General features: G+C 46.0%; 6 protein-coding genes. 5 read left to right on the top strand and 1 reads right to left on the bottom strand.

Going from position 1 to position 18,358, the window contains the following annotated elements; all coding sequences use genetic code 11:
- Window positions 1-11 precede the first annotated feature (11 nt).
- The 5 genes from KB186_RS12955 to KB186_RS12935 all read left to right on the top strand — a co-directional run bounded on the left by KB186_RS12955 (window position 12) and on the right by KB186_RS12935 (window position 17,886).
- Window positions 12-7,352 (top strand): beta-ketoacyl synthase N-terminal-like domain-containing protein, encoded by a 7,341-nt coding sequence (locus KB186_RS12955; RefSeq protein ID WP_232773761.1) that lies wholly within the window; start codon window positions 12-14, stop codon window positions 7,350-7,352.
- A gap of 55 nt (window positions 7,353-7,407) precedes the next feature.
- Entirely contained in the window at window positions 7,408-13,419 is a 6,012-nt protein-coding gene (locus KB186_RS12950; protein ID WP_232773760.1) for a non-ribosomal peptide synthetase, read from the top strand.
- Window positions 13,420-13,445: 26 nt separating this feature from the next.
- Window positions 13,446-15,263 (top strand): asparagine synthase (glutamine-hydrolyzing), encoded by a 1,818-nt coding sequence (gene asnB / locus KB186_RS12945; protein WP_221869045.1) that lies wholly within the window; start codon window positions 13,446-13,448, stop codon window positions 15,261-15,263.
- A 93-nt stretch (window positions 15,264-15,356) separates the two neighbouring features.
- Window positions 15,357-16,673 carry a condensation domain-containing protein gene (locus tag KB186_RS12940; protein ID WP_232773759.1) on the top strand — a complete coding sequence of 439 codons (1,317 nt, stop codon included), beginning with the start codon at window positions 15,357-15,359 and terminating at the stop codon, window positions 16,671-16,673.
- 46 nt (window positions 16,674-16,719) lie between these two features.
- Window positions 16,720-17,886, top strand: coding sequence for a cytochrome P450 (locus KB186_RS12935; protein WP_232773758.1), 1,167 nt, complete (start codon window positions 16,720-16,722; stop codon window positions 17,884-17,886).
- Window positions 17,887-18,016: 130 nt separating this feature from the next.
- Here KB186_RS12935 and KB186_RS12930 read toward each other — a convergent pair whose 3' ends face one another.
- The gene (locus KB186_RS12930; protein WP_173608310.1) at window positions 18,017-18,241 is read right to left on the bottom strand and encodes a PLDc N-terminal domain-containing protein; all 225 of its coding nucleotides are present in this window, start codon (window positions 18,239-18,241) and stop codon (window positions 18,017-18,019) included.
- Between the last annotated feature and the right edge of the window lie 117 nt (window positions 18,242-18,358).

The raw sequence follows: 18,358 nt of genomic DNA, 5'->3' as shown, positions 1-18,358 counted from the left end.
GAGTGCCTAGTATGAACAAAATGGACGAGCTTCTCTTAAAGTTACTGTGGGGTCAAATGCAGTCGCTTGGCTGCTTTGCAGAAAAGAATCAGACGCTCAGCGATCTCAAAAGAAAAAGCGGCCTGCTTGACTTATATGACATGTGGCTCGAAGAAACGGCTTCTGTTTTAGCCCGGAATGATTATCTCGTTTACGATAGCGAAACATCTACCGTGATCGATACTGCGCCCATTTCCAGTACGGCTGTCTGGCAGGAATGGGAACAAGAAAAAGGAGTCTGGCTAAAAAATTCGGATACGCATGCGCAAGTCAAGCTAGTCGAAGCAACCCTGCGTGTATTACCGCAAATTCTCACTGGAAAAGTGAGGGCTACAGAGGTCATCTTTCCCAATTCATCGATGGAATTAGTTGAAAAGGTATACAAAAATAACAGAGTTTCCGACTACTTCAATGAAGTGCTCGCGGATACAGTGGTTGCTTTTGTCGAGGAACGGCTCAACCAGGATTCTGCGGCCCGAATTCGCATTCTTGAGATTGGTGCAGGTACGGGAGGAACCAGTGCCGTCGTTTTCCAAAAGGTAAAGGCGTATGAAAAGCATATCCAGGAATATTGCTATACAGACCTCTCCAAAGCTTTTTTCATGCATGCAGAAAAAGAGTATGGCCCAAGCAATCCGTATTTGACCTATCGGATTTTTAACGTAGAAGACGCTGTGACGGGACAAGGAATTGATTTGGGCGGATATGATATCGTCATTGCAGCAAATGTCCTGCACGCCACCAAAAACATTCGCCAAACCGTGCGTAACGCGAAAGCCGTTCTAAAGAAGAACGGCTTGCTTTTGCTAAATGAAATGAGTAAAAACACACTCTTCCTCCATCTTACCTTTGGTTTGCTGGAGGGCTGGTGGCTGTACGAAGACCCAGAGCTGCGCCTTTCAGGCTGCCCTGGGTTATCTTCGGCAACGTGGCAGAGAGTATTGGAGGAAGAAGGATTTCAGTCGGTCTTTTTCCCAACAGAAGAGGCGCACGCGATGGGACAGCAGATTATTGTGACCGAAAGTGACGGCGTGATCCGCCAACAGCAAATAAAACAACCGCCTAAACCTAAGACGAGCGTAAATGCTGAACAGCCAAAAGCCAAGAGAGTGGAAATACCTTTCGCTCCTGAAGGAAGGGCAAGCCAAGATGTCCTGCGCGAAAAAAGTACGGAATACATCAAACAGCTGATCGCTGAAACACTGAAGATGCCGAGTAACCGAATGGATGCTTCTGAGCCTTTAGAGGCATACGGTATGGATTCCATTTTATCTGTTCAACTGATCAATCAATTTCGGAAAATTTTCGGCGAAACCATCAGCGGTACTTTGTTTTTTGAATATCAGACAGTAGATGACTTAGTCGAGCATTTACTCGAGACACAAAGAGAAGCGCTGATTTCGCTCACAGAATTAAATGATTACAAGCAGGAGCCAAATCAAACGGAAGATCAGGTTGAGCTTGCCCCATTGCCGAAAACCGGAGAGAAACGAAACCCTAGAAAAACAAGATCCTTTGCGCCAGCTGTTCGTTCGCAAAGGACGGCGTCCAAGCCTGCGTCCTCCGGTAAAATAGCGATTATCGGCATGAGTGGGCGTTTTGCTCAAGCTAACAACCTGGAAGAGTTTTGGGAAAACTTAATTCAGGGTAAAAAGTCTATCTCAGAAATTCCAGCTAAGCGTTGGGATTGGACAACGTATTATCATCCAAATCGGGAGGATGCCATTTCCCAAGGAAAAAGCTATAGCAAATGGGGTGCCTTCTTAGAGGAATTTGATCAGTTCGATCCGTTATTTTTTCATATGACTCCGCGAGAAGCAGAAAATATAGACCCCCAGGAGCGCCTTTATTTAGAAGAGTGTTGGAAGGCATTAGAAGATGCAGGCTATGCCTCGTCGAAGATGTCTGCGGAGCTGCGGAAGCGAACAGGGGTTTTTGGTGGCATTACGAAACAAGGATTTCATTTGTATAGCACGGAAACCACCCAGCACTTTCCGACAACCTCGTATTCGTCGATGGTAAATCGGGTTTCGTACTACCTAAACTTACAGGGGCCGAGTATGCCGATCGATACGATGTGTTCCTCAGCTCTCGTAGCGATTCATGAAGCATGTGAATACATCCGAAACGGGAAGGGAAGCATGGCGATTGCTGGTGGAGTGAATCTGTACACCCATCCGCTTACCTACTTCGGTCTGACTGTGGGACAGCTCATTTCGCATACTTCTGACAGTGCTGCCTTTGGGAAAGGTGGAATAGGTTTTGTGCCAGGCGAGGGAGTAGGTGCTGTTGTTCTCAAGGATTACGATCAGGCTGTGCGGGACCTGGACCATATTTATGCGGTGATACGCGGAACCGCTGTCAACCATAAGGGCAAAGCCAACAGCTATATGACACCAAGCCCCAATCCTATTGCAGATGTGATGGAAGAGGCGTTGGAAGAAAGCGGACTGGACCCTCGATCCATTAGTTATCTGGAAGCTTCCGCCTATGGATCAGACATAGTCGATGCCGTCGAAATGACAGCAGTGACGAAAGCTTATCACAACCGTCAAGGAGCAGAAGGGGACTATCGACTCGGTTCGGTCAAGCCGAATATCGGGCATTGTGAATCGGCTTCCGGCATGTCGCAGCTAATGAAAGTGATTTTGTCCTTGCAGCATCAGACGCTGGTTCCAACCCTGATTCCTGACGAATTGAATCCGAATATTCATTTTGATCAACTCCCCTTTCAATTGCAGCGAGAGGTATCAGAATGGAAGCAGATCACAGTAGATGGGCAAACAGTCCCCCGACGAGCAGGCATTACCAGCTTTGGCGGCGGTGGAGTGAATGCCCATCTTATCGTGGAGGAATACAACCGCACTCCATCATCAAGGAGAGTAAACGATTCAGAACCTGCGCTGTTTGTCTTTTCGGCCAAGAATAAAGAGAGATTGCAAGCTTACATTCATCGCTGGATTGCTTATTTACATAAGAACAGGCATATGGATGTTGCGAATACAGCCTATACTCTTCAAATCGGAAGAGAAGAAATGCCTTGCCGTTTGGCAGTTATCACCCATAATCAAACAGAGCTTTTAAAGCAACTGGAACGCTGGTTGGAACACCAAGAAGAGACGGAACATTGCTTTTTTGGCGATCTCAAGGAAAACAAAGAATTGATGGCAGACCGGGTTACGCTGGCAATCGAATCAAAAGATGTAGGGGAACTGGCAACATTATGGGTTCTAGGCAATCCCATCCCTTGGCAGAAGCTGCATGAAGGGAAGGCGTTATCCCGAGTAGCTAAGCTCCCAACCTATCCATTTAAGAGGAGAACGTGCTGGATAGAACGCAATCAAACGAATCGTACTAGGAGGGAGACGAGCATGACATCCGCTCATCCAGAATTCGAAAACAAAGCCGTTGAAATTTACACATATAGCGCCAACAGCAGCGAAGCGGAGTTTTCGGAGGATTACCTGACCGTATGTCCATTTGAAAGGAAGATTCCAGGCTTTTCAATGAGCCGTGTCATTTTGAACCCGGAAAAATACCCGTTGGAAAGAGAAATGGTGAGAGAGAAGCAAGTAGAGATGCGCCAGGTACTTTTTTGCAAAGAAAATTTCTCTCGTGTGAAAAAAGTATTGGACTTCGGATGCGGTCACGGGACAGATGTGATTCAAATAGCAGAGCTTTATCCACATATCGAAACCCACGGATTTACGATTACCAAGGCGCAAGCAGAGCTTGGCAATCAACGAATCGCGCAGAAGAATCTGGGGGCTCGTGCGAAAATTTTCAACAAAGACAGCTCCAAGGATGCCTTTCCCGACCTTTACGATATTATCGTCGGGATTGAAGTGAGCTTCCATATTCGAAATAAACAGGGACTATTTCACAATATCTCTTCTGCACTCAACGAAGAGGGAACCGTTCTGTTGATCGATTACATAGCCAATACGCGAGGACCAATCGTAGACCAGAACGTAGAAGTCAGCATTCCCACCGTGCAGGAATGGATTGAGCTTTTGGCGGAGCATCAGTTAGTGATCGATGAAATCATCGACGTATCGCCGCAGATTGCTAACGCCTTGCATGATCCTGACGTGGAACAGTACATCAAGCATCTGCCTAAAGCCGTTCAAGATTTGTATATCAACACGGTAAATCAATCCATCTCTCTCGAACGAGGGTGGATCAGCTATTGTTTGTTTAAGCTGAAAAAGGCTCCGCATCTTGCGTACCCGAAGCGTTGTGAATGGAATGCCAGCAAAATATCAAAGAAAAGACCGTATCCAGAAGCATTAGCGGAAATGGTAAACAGCGGTTATATTCCTTATCCGAAACAGCAAATGAGAACTCTCCCGAATCCGAATCAGTATGATCACAGCTTTCCTTGGAATAGAGAAACCATCAAAGAATCCTTGGTGGAGGCTTTTGCCACCGTTTTAGGACTTCAATCTGAAGAATTGGATGAAGTAGTAACCTTGAAGGATATGGGAATTGGCTCTCTTAACGCCGTTGCCTTATCCGAAATGATTAATAGCAAATTTAATCTGAAATTACCGACCAGCGTTGTGTTTGAACACGATACATTAGATTCATTGGCAGGCTATATTGCTTTACAGCAAGGCGAGCCTAGCCAGCTCCGTTCAAGTAAACCATTCGCGTCGGATGCTCAAAATCAATCAGTTTCATCTGAATATTCTGAACCAAAACATAATTTGTCGGCAGATCAGTCTATTCCAGATCGGACAAAAATCAAGACGGGCCTGATTGAGGCTTTTTCTGCCGTTTTAGGCTTGAGACAAGAAGAGCTGGAAGAAGTGGAAACTCTAAAGGATTTGGGGATCGGCTCTCTCAATGCCGTTCAATTATCCGAAGCTATCAATAGCCAGTTTCATCTGAAACTACCGACCAGTGTTGTGTTTGAACATAATACCCTGGAAGCATTGGCGAGCTACATCGCGACGCATTTACCAGAGCACCAATCAGCGCAGACAATCAGACATTTTGAAGAGAAGCCTGTATATACAAAGAGAGTCCCAACCCGAAATATTGCCTTCGAGCCGGCTAAAGCAGCTTCCAATGATATTGCGATCATTGGGATTTCCTGCCGCACAGCAGGTGCTCAGGGGCAGGATGAATTCTGGGAGCTCGTCAGTCACGGCAAAGATTGCATCAAAGAAGTGACCAACCCAGACTGGCGCGCCTTTTTCAAAGAAAATGGGCTCGTTGATATTCCGATTAAATACGGGGCGATGGAGGATATTGAATATTTTGATCCGGCGTTTTTCAAAATTTCTCCTACTGAAGCCCAATCGATGGATGTCACGCAGCGCATCCTTTTGCAAGAAAGCTATCAAGCGTTAGAGGACGCAGGTTACACCCCGTCCATGCTGAGAGGACAACCCGTTGGAACTATCATTGGCGCGATGGCGGGAATGACAGTAGAACAAGATTTCTCTCATTTTGGCATGCTCGGATCGGATACGAGTATACTTGCTTCGCGCATCGCCTATTTCCTTGACCTGAAAGGACCAGCATTGGCTGTGAATACTGCTTGCTCATCCTCATTGGTTGCGATCGATATTGCTTGCCAAAAGCTAAAGACGGAAGAAGTCAATCTGGCTATCGCAGGGGGAATTACGATTTACTCCCACCCTGCTCCGTTTATCTCGATGAGTAACGCAAGAATGCTTTCTCCTACAGGGGAGTGCCGCCCGTTTGACAATGGTGCGAATGGGATTGTCGTTGGGGATGGCGTTGGCGTCGTGATCTTAAAAAGATTGCAAGATGCATTACGGGATAACGACAGCATCTATGGTGTCATCCGTGGCAGTGGAACCAATCAGGATGGACGGACATTGGGCATTACCGTACCTAGCTTCCAAGCACAAAGCGACCTGCAAAAATCCATTTACGCGAAAAAACAGATTGATGTGGAAGACATTCAATATATCGAGGCACACGGAACGGCGACAAAATTAGGGGACCCTGTAGAGATTCATGCACTGAGTGAATCATTCCGCCACTTCACGCCAAAGAAACGATTCTGCGCAATTGGTTCTTTGAAAGCCAATATCGGTCATACCACAGCGGCGGCTGGGGTGTTGAGTGTCATCAAGGTTTTACTCAGCATGAAAAACAGGAAGATGGCCCCTTCCATCCATTTTGTCAAAGAGAATGAACACATTGATTTTGAAAACAGCCCTGTTTATGTGAATACCAAGCTGCAAGACTGGCAGACCAATTCCAAAGGCTCTCGATTGGCTGCGGTCAGCTCTTTTGGCTTCAGCGGCACCAATGCTCATCTGGTAATTGAAGAGTTTGATCGATCAAAGGTAAGATCCGTTGCTCCTGTTGAAGGTCAAGAGATAGCGACGGGAGTCTTCGTGCTGTCAGCTGAATCACGTGAGCAATTAGTGGCCTATGCCAAGAAAACAAAGGTATTTGTAGAGAAGCATCCTGAGGTGAAACTGGCGGATTTCCTTTATACCTATCAGACTGCAAGGGAATCCATGGCACATCGAGTAGCAATCGTAGTTCACAGCAAAGATCAGCTCATTGCGCTGCTGGAGCAATTCATACAAGGGAATGGGACAAAAACGGCTGATCTGTTTATCGGAGAAATAAACAAAACGGGTGGAATCAAGATCGGCGATACAGAAGAGGGAAGGGATTTTATCCGCAATCTTGCTCTGAACAAGAAAATCAAAAAGCTGGCGGAGCTATGGGTTCATGGTAATGAAATAGAGTGGGAAGCGCTCTATCCAAAAGGAATGGTGAGCCGTCTATCAGGTCTTCCGAGCTATCCTTTTGCCAAGGAACGCTATCGTTTACCCAAAGTTGTCGTAGGAAATCGAACCCATCAAGAAGCTGCTGCCACCTCCGAACTGACAGCAGAAAAACACGAACACAGAGCAGCAGACATAGCCAACCCAACTGAGGTAACTCGTGTTCAAGCGGAAGAAGCTGATGGGAGGGAGGCAGAAATCCAAAACTCGGGTATCCATCATGATGTCATACATGCTGAAGATGACGATACACCACGTAACGAACTTGTGAGAAAAATTGCTGCAGCTTGGGAAGAGGTACTTGGCGTGAAAAAGGTTGACATCCACAAAAACTTCCAAGACCTCGGCGGCGATTCAATCATGGCCACTCAGATTATTTCCAGATTGAAAAATAGCTTCCCGGTAGATTTGAATCTGGACAATCTCTTTTCGGCGCCAACTGTTGCAGGAATGGCGGAGCTAATTGAAGAGGAACTGATTGCTGTTATTGATGAACTTCCAGAAGAGGCAATTTTGGAGCTATTAAGCTGATGAATTCATCTCGTAAGTACGGCAGCAGAATCAACAGGTAGGAAGGAGCAATCCGATGATTAATGATAAGGAATCAGCTAAATCAAGAGATGAGATACTTGCCGAGAGCAGGTCAAAGCTTTCCGAGAAGAAACTGGCCTTGCTGGAAAAGCTGAAAGGCTCAAAACTGGAGACGAAAAAGACGGGAATTCCGCGCCGTTCAAGAGAGGGCTTCGTGCCCCTCTCTTTTGCCCAGCAGAGACTATGGTTTTTAGACCAGTTGGTACCAAACAGTCCTGCCTATAATGTGGTTGCGGCCTTCCATCTGTCGGGTGAGCTTCACACAGACATCATGGAGCGGTGCGTTAATGAGATTGTGAAGCGCCATGAAGCACTGCGAACCACCTTTCAAGTCGCAAACGGAGAGCCGTATCAGCTCATTGCTCCTTCCTTGCAAATTCCTTTTCCCCTTGTCGATCTTACTGGATATCCCGAGGCGGAGAGAGAAGATGAGTTTCGCCGACTCGCGAAAGAGGAAAGCATGTATGTTTTCGATCTAACCAAAGGACCCTTGCTGCGTGTTACTTTATTCAAACTCGGCGAGGATTTGAATATCTTACTTTTGAACGTTCACCATATCATCATAGACGGATGGTCAGTCGGGGTTTTCTTCAGAGAGATGGTTTTGCTTTATCAGGCATATCTCGCGGGCAAGCCTTCCCCATTGCCTGAGCTTCCGATCCAGTATGCGGATTTTTCCATCTGGCAACGGGAGTGGCTTCAAGGAGAAGTGCTGGAGAAACAGCTTTCTTACTGGAGAGAAACCCTTGGAAAAGAAAGCAGCGCGTTAGAGCTGCCAGTAGACCGTACACGACCTCCCATCCAAACGTTTCAAGGAGGAAGCCTAAAACTACAGATTCCCTCTTCCCTTTCCCATGCCATAAAAGCGCTGAGCGAGCAAGAAAATGCCACGCTGTATATGGTCATGATCACCGCGTTAAAGATATTGTTGCACCGTTACAGCGGGCAAAATGATATCCGGGTGGGAGTGCCCGTAGCGAACCGTAACCGAGTGGAAATAGAGAATTTGGTCGGCTTTTTTGTAAATACGTTGGTTCTCAAAACGGATGTTTCCGGCAATCAAAGCTTTAGAGAACTGCTGTCACGTGTGAGAGATACGGCGAACAGCGCATACAGACATCAAGATGTACCGTTTGAACGATTGGTGGATGAATTACAGCCTGAGCGTAATATGAGTCAAAATCCACTATTTGAAGTCTGCTTTGTGTTGCAGAACTTTCCTATGCCGAAAAAATCGGACATGTCTGCATTAGGCTTTTCCTTGGTCAAATTTGAAGAGTTCCGTAACAACACTTCCAAGTTTGATCTCTGGATTCAAGTTGTAGAAAAAGGAGATATCCTTGACCTCGACGTTGAGTTCAATTCCGATATTTTTAATGAATCGACAATTAGTCGTCTACTGGAGAGCTTTACAATCGTACTGGCAGGTATTGTCGCGAATCCGAACCAGCCGATTGCTGATCTGCCGATTTTGACCGCGGCTGAAGAGCAAAAGTTGTTGGTTGAATGGAACGATACGAAGACGTACTACCCAGAGCAACATATGTGTCTTCATGAAATAATCGAAGCGCAGGCTGTCAAAACTCCAGATGCGCCAGCCGTTATTTTTGAAGAGGAGCAACTCACTTACCGTGAATTGGATCAACGGGCGAATCAACTGGCGAACTATCTCCAGAAACAGGGTGTACGAGCGGAAACGCTTGTGGGCATTTATATGGAGCGCTCCTTTGAAATGGTTATTGGGCTGTTAGGTATCCTCAAAGCAGGCGGTGCCTACGTTCCCCTAGATCCGAGCTATCCGCAAGATCGGGTGGCTTTTATGATCACGGATGCGAATCCTTCCTTCCTCTTGACCGCGGAAGGGCTGAAGAACACGCTGCCTGAATACGGTGGACAACTCATTTGCCTCGATTCAGATTGGGAGACAATCAACCTGGAGAACCATGTGGCGCCCGCAATCGAAGTCAACAGCGACAATTTGGCGTACATGATTTACACCTCAGGCTCTACAGGCAAGCCAAAAGGTGCGATGAACACTCATCGCGGTATCGTCAACCGACTTTTGTGGATGCAGGAACAATATCAGCTAAATGAAACCGACCGGGTCATGCAAAAGACGCCTTTCAGCTTTGATGTGTCGGTATGGGAATTTTTCTGGCCATTAATGACGGGCGCCTGCATGGTAGTAGCTCGTCCAGAAGGTCACAAAGATACGACCTACCTGGCACGACTGATCAAAAAAGAGAAAATTACCACCATGCACTTTGTCCCTTCGATGCTGCAAGTGTTCCTTGAGGAGTCGGAAATTAGCGGCTGCGATACGCTACGACGAGTCATTTGCAGTGGGGAAGCCTTATCTTATTCAACGCAGGAGCGCTTTTTCGAATGTCTCGATGCGGAGTTGCACAACCTGTATGGTCCTACAGAAGCGGCGATTGATGTCACGTACTGGGCGTGTCAAAAAGGAAGCAAGCTTAGATCAGTGCCGATTGGACGCCCTGTGGCAAACACCCAAATCTATCTGTTAGACGAGCACCTGAATCCTGTTCCCGTCGGTGTTGCCGGTGAGCTGCACATTGGTGGCGTGCAACTGGCTCGCGGATACTATAACCGCCCTGAGCTGACAGAAGAGAAATTCATCCCTGATCCGTTCAGCAACGTAGAGGGAGCGCGCCTTTATAAAACAGGTGACTTGGCCCGTTACATGCCGGATGGAACGATCGAGTATCTGGGGCGCATTGATTTTATGGTCAAACTAAGAGGGTTCCGTATCGAGCTGGGTGAGATTGAAGCTGTACTAGATGAACATCCACATGTACAAAAAGCGGCAGTGATCGTTCATGAATCCGAGCAGCGACCAGGGCATAAGCAGTTGGTATCTTATATCGTGCCAGATTCTCAGTCCAAGGAAAAATTGAAAGTGGCAACAGAAGAAGCACTTCCTGCGGAACAGGTATCTGAATGGCAGGATGTCTTTGATAAAGCCTATGATGATGAAAATAAATATGAAGCCGATTTCAACATTACCAGCTGGAACAGCAGTTATACGGGTCAACCCCTTTTAGCGGAAGAAATGCGTGAATGGGTCCATTCGACGGTGGATCGTATCCTTGCCTTGCAACCGAAAAAGGTACTCGAGATCGGGTGCGGTACAGGGCTGTTGCTATCTCGAATTGCGCCTCATTGTGAACAGTATTGGGGTACGGATTTTTCTTCGATGGCTTTGGATTATATTACTGCGAATCTGATCAACCAAAGAGAGGATTTATCCAATGTCACACTGCGTAAGAGCTATGCGGATGATTTTAGTGGACTAAAGGGACAGAAGTTCGATGTGATCGTGCTCAACTCTGTCGTGCAGTATTTCCCGGATGCGAACTACCTGTTGGATGTGCTGAAAAAGGCCATACATGCCATGAATGACAAAGGAGCAATCTTTGTCGGTGATGTTCGTAATCTTTCTTTACTGCAAACCTTCCTCACTGAGGTTGAGATGGAAAAGTCACCGGCGACATTGACCACCGATCAATTGAAACGCCGTGTACAAAAGCGAATGAGACAAGAGCAGGAGCTGGTTATCGATCCTGCCTTTTTCTATGCGCTTCAAGATCAGTTGCATCAAATCAGCCATGTAGAAATCAAGCTGAAGCGCGGAAGTCATCATAATGAATTAACTCGCTATCGCTATGATGTGATTCTTCATCTCGGCAAAAAAGTGCAGACAATCGAAGACTTTGCATGGCTGGATTGGCATGAGGAGGGATTCCGAAATATTGATGGACTTCGTCAAATCATGACCAAATATAAACCGCAAATCTTAGGACTTACGAAAATCCCGAATTTGCGGTTGGACAGGGCGAATCGATACCAGTCATTACTTGCTGACCCAGATGCTCTCAAAACGGTGGAAGAGCTGAGAACAGATCAGAACCATCCTAGCACTGGAATAGACCCGGAGGAGCTTTGGAGGTTGGGCGCTGAGCTTCGATACCGTGTAGATATCGCTTGGATGGGCGATTGCGGGGATGGCAGCTATGAAGCTGTGCTCCGACCTGAGCATTTACTAGAAAAAAGACAGCGTAACACAGTGGTCACCGCGTGGCATCGTCCAGCGAGAAACTATCAACCGATCGAAACGTATGCGAACGATCCTTTGACAGACAGAGTTGCTCGCCAGTTCATTCCAGAGCTGCGCAGTTATTTACGGGATAAGCTGCCAGATTACATGGTTCCGTCTATCTTTGAGTTTATCAAGGAAATGCCCGTGAACATGAATGGTAAATTGGACCGCAAAGCGCTTCCTGCGCCGCTTATGGAAGTGCCAGAAATGGAAGGGGATTTTGAACCGCCAACGACGGAGACGGAAAAAATTCTTGCCGATGTCTGGGCTGAAATATTGGGCTTGGATAAGGTTGGCATACATAATAACTTCTTCGGATTGGGCGGGGACTCCATTCATACCATTCGAGTGGTTGCGAGAGCAAAACAACTCGGTTTGGAAATGACTCCACAGCAGATTTTCCAATTCCAAACCATAGCTGAACTGGCAGAGGTTGTAGGTGGGGGTTCCACTCAAAGTGCGAAGCGAACGGCAACAGCAGTAAAGTTACCCACTCTTGATAAGCATCAGTTGGATCGGATAAAAGCAGACAACCCATACATGGAGGATGTTTATCCGCTGACGATCATGCAAGAAAATATGCTCTATCGATACAAACATCATCCAGAACCCGGTTTGAATGTGGTTCATCATGCTTTTCGCATAGAGGGCGGCCCTTTCCATGTAGCTGCTTTCGAGCATGCATGGCAGCATCTCATCCAACAATTCCCTGCCTTGCGAACCTCCTTCATCTGGGAAGAGCTGGATGAACCGATGCAGATCGTTCATGAGAAAGTGGATATCCACATCAAGCAGGAAGATTGGCGGGACATTCCGGAAGAAAATCAACACGAAAAATTGCAATCCTATATTCAAAAGCTAAGACAACAAGGATTTGAGATGGGCAAAGCACCACATGCGCATCTTGCTCTTATTCAAGTAGGAGAGGATGTCTACTACTTTATTTATGTCTTCAATCTGATGTTGCAGGATGGTTGGAGCTATACGTTGATCGTTAAAAGACTATTCGAATATTATCAAGCGTTTTCCCAAGGGAAGGCGATTGATATTGTGCCTGTATATCCGTATCGGGATTATGTTGCGCTACAAAAACAGCAGGACTTAACGGATGCGGAGCTGTTTTGGAAGAAGAATCTGAAAGGAATGACCAGCTCCACGCTTGAATGGGCACAAGCGAGCAAGAAGAATATGTCTGCCGAGGAGCCTCCCTATTCTCAAGAAAGGTTCATTGTATCGCCAGAAGTCTCCTCGGCGCTGTTATCCTTGTCCAAGAAGTATCATCTGACGCCATATACATTGGTACAGGGGGCTTGGGCATTGCTGCTCCATCATTACAGCGGCAAGGAAGATGTTGTATTTGGTACGATCTTCTCCGGTCGCAGCATAGCGATGATGGAGGTCGAACATTCTGTCGGACTTTTCTTCAATATTTTGCCCATTCGCGTGAGCGTTGAGCAAAACATGAGGTTCTTGTCTTGGCTACAAAACATGCAGTCGAAAGTGGTAGAGACGAGTCAATACGAGTACACGCCGCTGAAAAAAATATACGAGTGGTGCGATATTCCACGAGATCGGCTTTTATTTGACAGCTATCTGGTAAGCGAACAGCTCCCTGATTTCTCTTCCGTGTTTAGAGGATTTAATGATGTCCTCGGCGCTACCATCTATGATTCGATTGCGCAGACGGAGCATCCATTACGAGTGGAAATCCTTTTCTATGAACAAGTTTTGGTCCTGCATATCAACTACTATCGACGTTTCTTCAACGATAAGGAAATTAGCAGGATGCTGCAGCACTTGAATGCTCTTTTAGAAGGATTGGTAGCGAACCCAGAGCAAAAGGTAAATGAGTTAGTCAATGCGATAACGCATCATCCCCAACACTAAATTTGCGAACAAGAGGAGAGGTTACTATGTGTGGAATTGTGGGATGGCTTGATTGGGATGACGATTTGACATCCCAGCATGCTATTTTGCACAAAATGGCTCAAGCGATCCAACATCGTGGGCCAGATGAAGAGGGGTATTGGTTGTCTCCTCGGGCAGCGATTGCGCATCGGCGCCTGATCGTGATCGACCCGGAAGGCGGCAAGCAACCCATGATCTACCGAGAAGGAGATCAGACGTGTGTCTTATCGTTTAATGGCGAAATCTATAATTACTTGGACCTGCGCCGCCAGTTAGAGCTGCTTGGGCACTCCTTTCAAACCAATTCTGACACGGAAGTATTACTGCACGCTTTTTTGGAATGGAGAGAGGAATGTGTCCGTCATCTCAATGGAATTTTTGCATTCGCCATTTGGGACGAAAAAAATCATCGCTTGTTTTTAGCACGTGATCACTTGGGTGTAAAACCATTATTTTATTGTCAACGAGGGAGCTCGTTCTTGTTCGGTTCTGAACTGAAAGCCTTGCTCGCCCATCCAAAAGTAAAGCCTGAGGTAGAAGCGGATGGGTTAGCGGATATTATCGGACTCGGTCCGGCGAGAACGCCTGGATTTGGCATTTTCCGCAATGTAAGGGAGGTGCGAGCTGGACATTGTGTAACAGTCACGAAGGATCAAATCAGAACAAGGCCATACTGGAAACTGGCGAGCAAGGTGCATACCGATGATATGGAGACAACGACAGAAACGATACGCGGTCTGTTACAAGACACGGTAAAACGTCAGTTAATCTCTGACCTGCCATTGGTTAGTATGCTGTCTGGGGGCTTGGACTCTAGTGGCTTGGTTGCTTTAGCCGCTGAGGAGCTCCGTAAAAAAGGGAAAACGTTGCAAACCTATTCGGTAGATTTTGTTGACAATGATCAGCATTTTGAAGAAGGTTTGCTTCACATTAGTTTGGACGCGCCATGGGCAAAATCAGTCTCAGAGCATGTACAAACCAAGCATCAAGAGATTACCTTCAACGCCCAAGATCTGATTACTCATTTTCATATGCCGTTGAGAGCGCGTGATCTCCCAGGATTAGGGGAGACGGATACCTCGCTCTATTTGTTCTGCCGGGAAATGAAGAAAAAAGCGACCGTCTCGCTATCAGGTGAATCGGCAGACGAAGTATTTAACGGGTACCCTTGGTTTCAGAAGGAGAAATTCTTGAACTCAGGGAAATTCCCTTGGATGGAGCATGACGGGTGGAGCTCATTTTTAAATGAAGAAGCCATCGAAAAGATTCGCCCACAAGAATATCTTCGCAGGCGGTACGAAGAAGGGATTGCAGAGGTACACCCTTTGGAAGGGGAGACAGCTTTGGAAGCTCAACAGCGCAAAATGTCGTACCTCTTTATCACGCGTTTTCTTCCGTTGCTATTGGATCGCAAGGATCGAATGAGCATGTATACGGGGTTTGAAGTACGTGTTCCCTATTGTGATTACCGTCTGGTTGAATATTTGTGGAATGTCCCATGGAAAGTAAAAAATATTGATCAAATCGAAAAAGGCTTGCTTCGCAGAGCGTACAAAGGATATTTGCCGCAGGAAGTATTGTATCGCAACAAAAGCGCATATCCGATGACCTATCATCCGGAGTATTACCATGCGATTCTGGACCATATGAAACAAATTCTAGCCAATCCTAATTCGCCTCTATTACCTTTAATTAATAAGTCTGTAATCCAATTTGTACTGGATGGAAAAGCACCTATGAATCTCGCTCAATCAACGAAGCTGATCGAATATCTCGTCCAGATAAACATGTGGTTAGAGGAATACAAGGTATCAATTCGATAGAATCTCTGGGATTTGCTGATAAAAAGGACAGTCAGGATATTTTTTCCTGACTGTTTTTCTTTCAAAAATTGTAGGTAAAGGGGTGTTTCGTAAATGAATGTCAGTGAGGTAAATCAGAACATGGCAATCCCAAACCGACTGCCTGCAAACGGAAGTGACAGGTTTAATTACATGGTCAGCTATCTTTCCGATTGCCAGCTTCAAATGGTGTTGGAAATGGACGGACAGGTGAATCAACAGCGATTGCTTCAAGCGATGGAGGCAAGCACCATTGCGGAACCTATCATTGGTTGCCGCTTTATAAAAGATTCAGTCCGCCCTTATTGGGAGCGACGCAGCGATTTGGCGTCAAGCGGTTGGTGTTCCTTGCAACTTCTCGGTGAGTCCGATTCCGCAGAGAAAGCCATACAGGAGTGGCTGTCGAGCCCAATAGACATCGATGCTGATGCGATGGTCAAAATTCGCATTCTGCGGACCTCGACCAAAGATATCGTTTGCATCAAACTGAATCATCTATGCAGTGATGGTGCAGGGTTGATCGAATATGTTCACTTGTTAGCTTCGCTTTATAGTGAGCTAGCCAAAGACCCGCGCTACGTTCCCAAGCCAAACCTTGAGGGGAGGGATCAGAGCCGTTTGTTCAAGGAAATGGGTATCCCAAATGGCGGGACGCCGCAAGCTCCCGAACCGCAGGGGCCAACACTTCCTTTTACGCCTGGAGAACCAGCGAAAAGGAGACAAGCCATTCGCAGAATACCGGGCGAAGAGTGGCTGGAGCTGGCGCAAGGATTTAAACAAAAAGGGTTCACGGTAAATGATGTGGTACTGGCTGCCTACATGCGAGCTTTATATCAACAGATGGAAAATGTTCCGGATGAGCAGGTCAAAGTCATGGTGACTGTAAATGTAAGAAAATTCTTACCCAAGGGCAAGGCAGACGCTATTTACAACTTGTCTGGAGTTGTTCATGCCACAATGAATCAAGCAACAGGGACATTTGCAGATAAGGTAGAAGAAGTGGCGGAATTCATGAAGAGTCAACGTGATAATAAAGACATTCTGCACGATGCGGTAAACACGTTTGCCTTTGTGGAAAATTTAGAGTTCCATCACACCTTGAAGATCATACAGGATGTAAGAAAACAACTTGTAGCAGATGGTAATAGTACACCAATACTATCAAATTTTGGTATGATTAGTATGAGTCAGCTATCATTCGATGATGTGAAAGTCGCAGGTGCATATATCGTATCACCAGCCTATTACGCACCAGGACTGATGCTTGGAGTCAGTACCTATCAAGAGTGCATAACCCTCAATATTTCCTTCTTTGAATCGAACACAGACGTTGGGCTAATAGAAAAACTCCTCGATACCATGATAGAGGATATCAAATCATACAGACAGTAGCCAGCTTGCAGCACATACCCATCCATATAAATAAGGAGTGAATGAAATGAATAAAGTAGTATTCCCCAATGAAATATCAGGTGCGGAGAATCTGCAACAACAGTTTGAACCCTATGGCTGGTATGCAGAAATGAGAAAAAATAGCCCGGTACATTATGATGAAAAGCAACAGGTTTGGAACGTATTTCTGTATGCGGATGTCGAGCGCGTGCTGACCGATTATCACCTCTTTTCAAGCGATACAGGCAAACGAATTGCTGGTTCCCTCGCATTGAAAGAAAAGGGCATCACAGAGATGGACCCGCCTGATCATGGAAAAAGGAGAGCTCTCTATACAAAAGCCTTTTCAACCCGAACACTTCAGGAGTGGGAGCCGCGCATTCAAGAAATTTCACGTCATCTATTAGAGGAAGTAAAAGAAAAGCAAAGCATCAGAATTTTAGGTGATCTCGCAACCCCGATGCCAGTGATTGTCATTGCCGATTTGCTCGGTGTACCGTCTAGCGATTGGATGCTGTTCAAACAATGGTCAGATGTTCTCATCGCTTCCGGGACACGCGAAACGCATGAGGATATTAACCTCAAAAAGGAAGAAATCATGAAGGAAATGGCTGTTTATCTCTCTCCGATCATTCAAGAAAAAAGAGAGAACCCGACAAAAGATTTCCTTTCCGACTTAACGCAAACAGAATATAAAGGCCAAAAGCTATCTGACCCTGAGATTATTGATATTGCAATCAGTTTGCTGCTTGCCGGAAATGTAACGACAAGTACGCTCTTGTTCAGTGTTTTCTACTGCTTTTTACTGGATCGACCAGGCGTTTATCGTGAATTAAGGGAGAATCCGCAACTGGTAGATCAAGCGATCGAGGAAGTATTGCGCTTCCGTCCGCCAGCACAGGTTTTGATGCGCAAGGTGCAAGAAGACACGGATATGTTTGGAAGTCTGATGAAAAAAGGCGAGATCGTCATGGCATGGCTCGGTTCTGCCAATCGTGATGAACATACCTTTGCACAGGGAGATCAATTCGATATCCATCGACCTAATAGCAACAAGCACTTAACCTTCGGAAAAGGCTGCCATTTCTGCTTGGGAGCACCACTATCCAGACTGGAAGCAAAGGTGATGCTAACAGAAATGCTCAAGTGCTATTCTGACATCTCAATCGGTGGATTTGAGAACGATCTGATCCTCAATGTGACGAGAGCCTAATCATATTTTCTGATCAAGCAGTTGAGCAGGAAGGTTATTCCTGTTTGACTGCTTTTTTTATTTCGGGAAATGAGAGAGAGGTTATACGAAGAAAAAATAAAAAAGGAAGGAAAAGAGAATTCCTTACTTTTCAAAACTTATCTTTCCGAATCACCAAATAAACGATCAACCCGATAATGGGAAAAAACAATAATGCAATCAGCACGATGATGGAGAACTCCTTGCTATTCCCACGTCTCCTCGCATCACGGTATGCCCAAATACTGATGACGATATTAATCACGTTTAAAAATAAGATGAGAAGGATCGGGAGGAACACAAAAAAGGTTGATGAAGCATCGCCTACTTGAATCAAAGGATCACCTGCTTTTGAATATTTACAAGACTTTCCCAATTATATATAAAGAAGTGGGAATTGTGTAATGGTTTGACTCACCATGTAAAAGTATTTGGAAAAGATGGCATGAAGTAT

Origin of the sequence: Brevibacillus sp. AF8 (assembly GCF_021270385.1) — a bacterium.
Classification (GTDB): Bacteria; Bacillota; Bacilli; order Brevibacillales; family Brevibacillaceae; genus Brevibacillus.
This window is presented reverse-complemented; position numbering and strand designations above follow the sequence as displayed.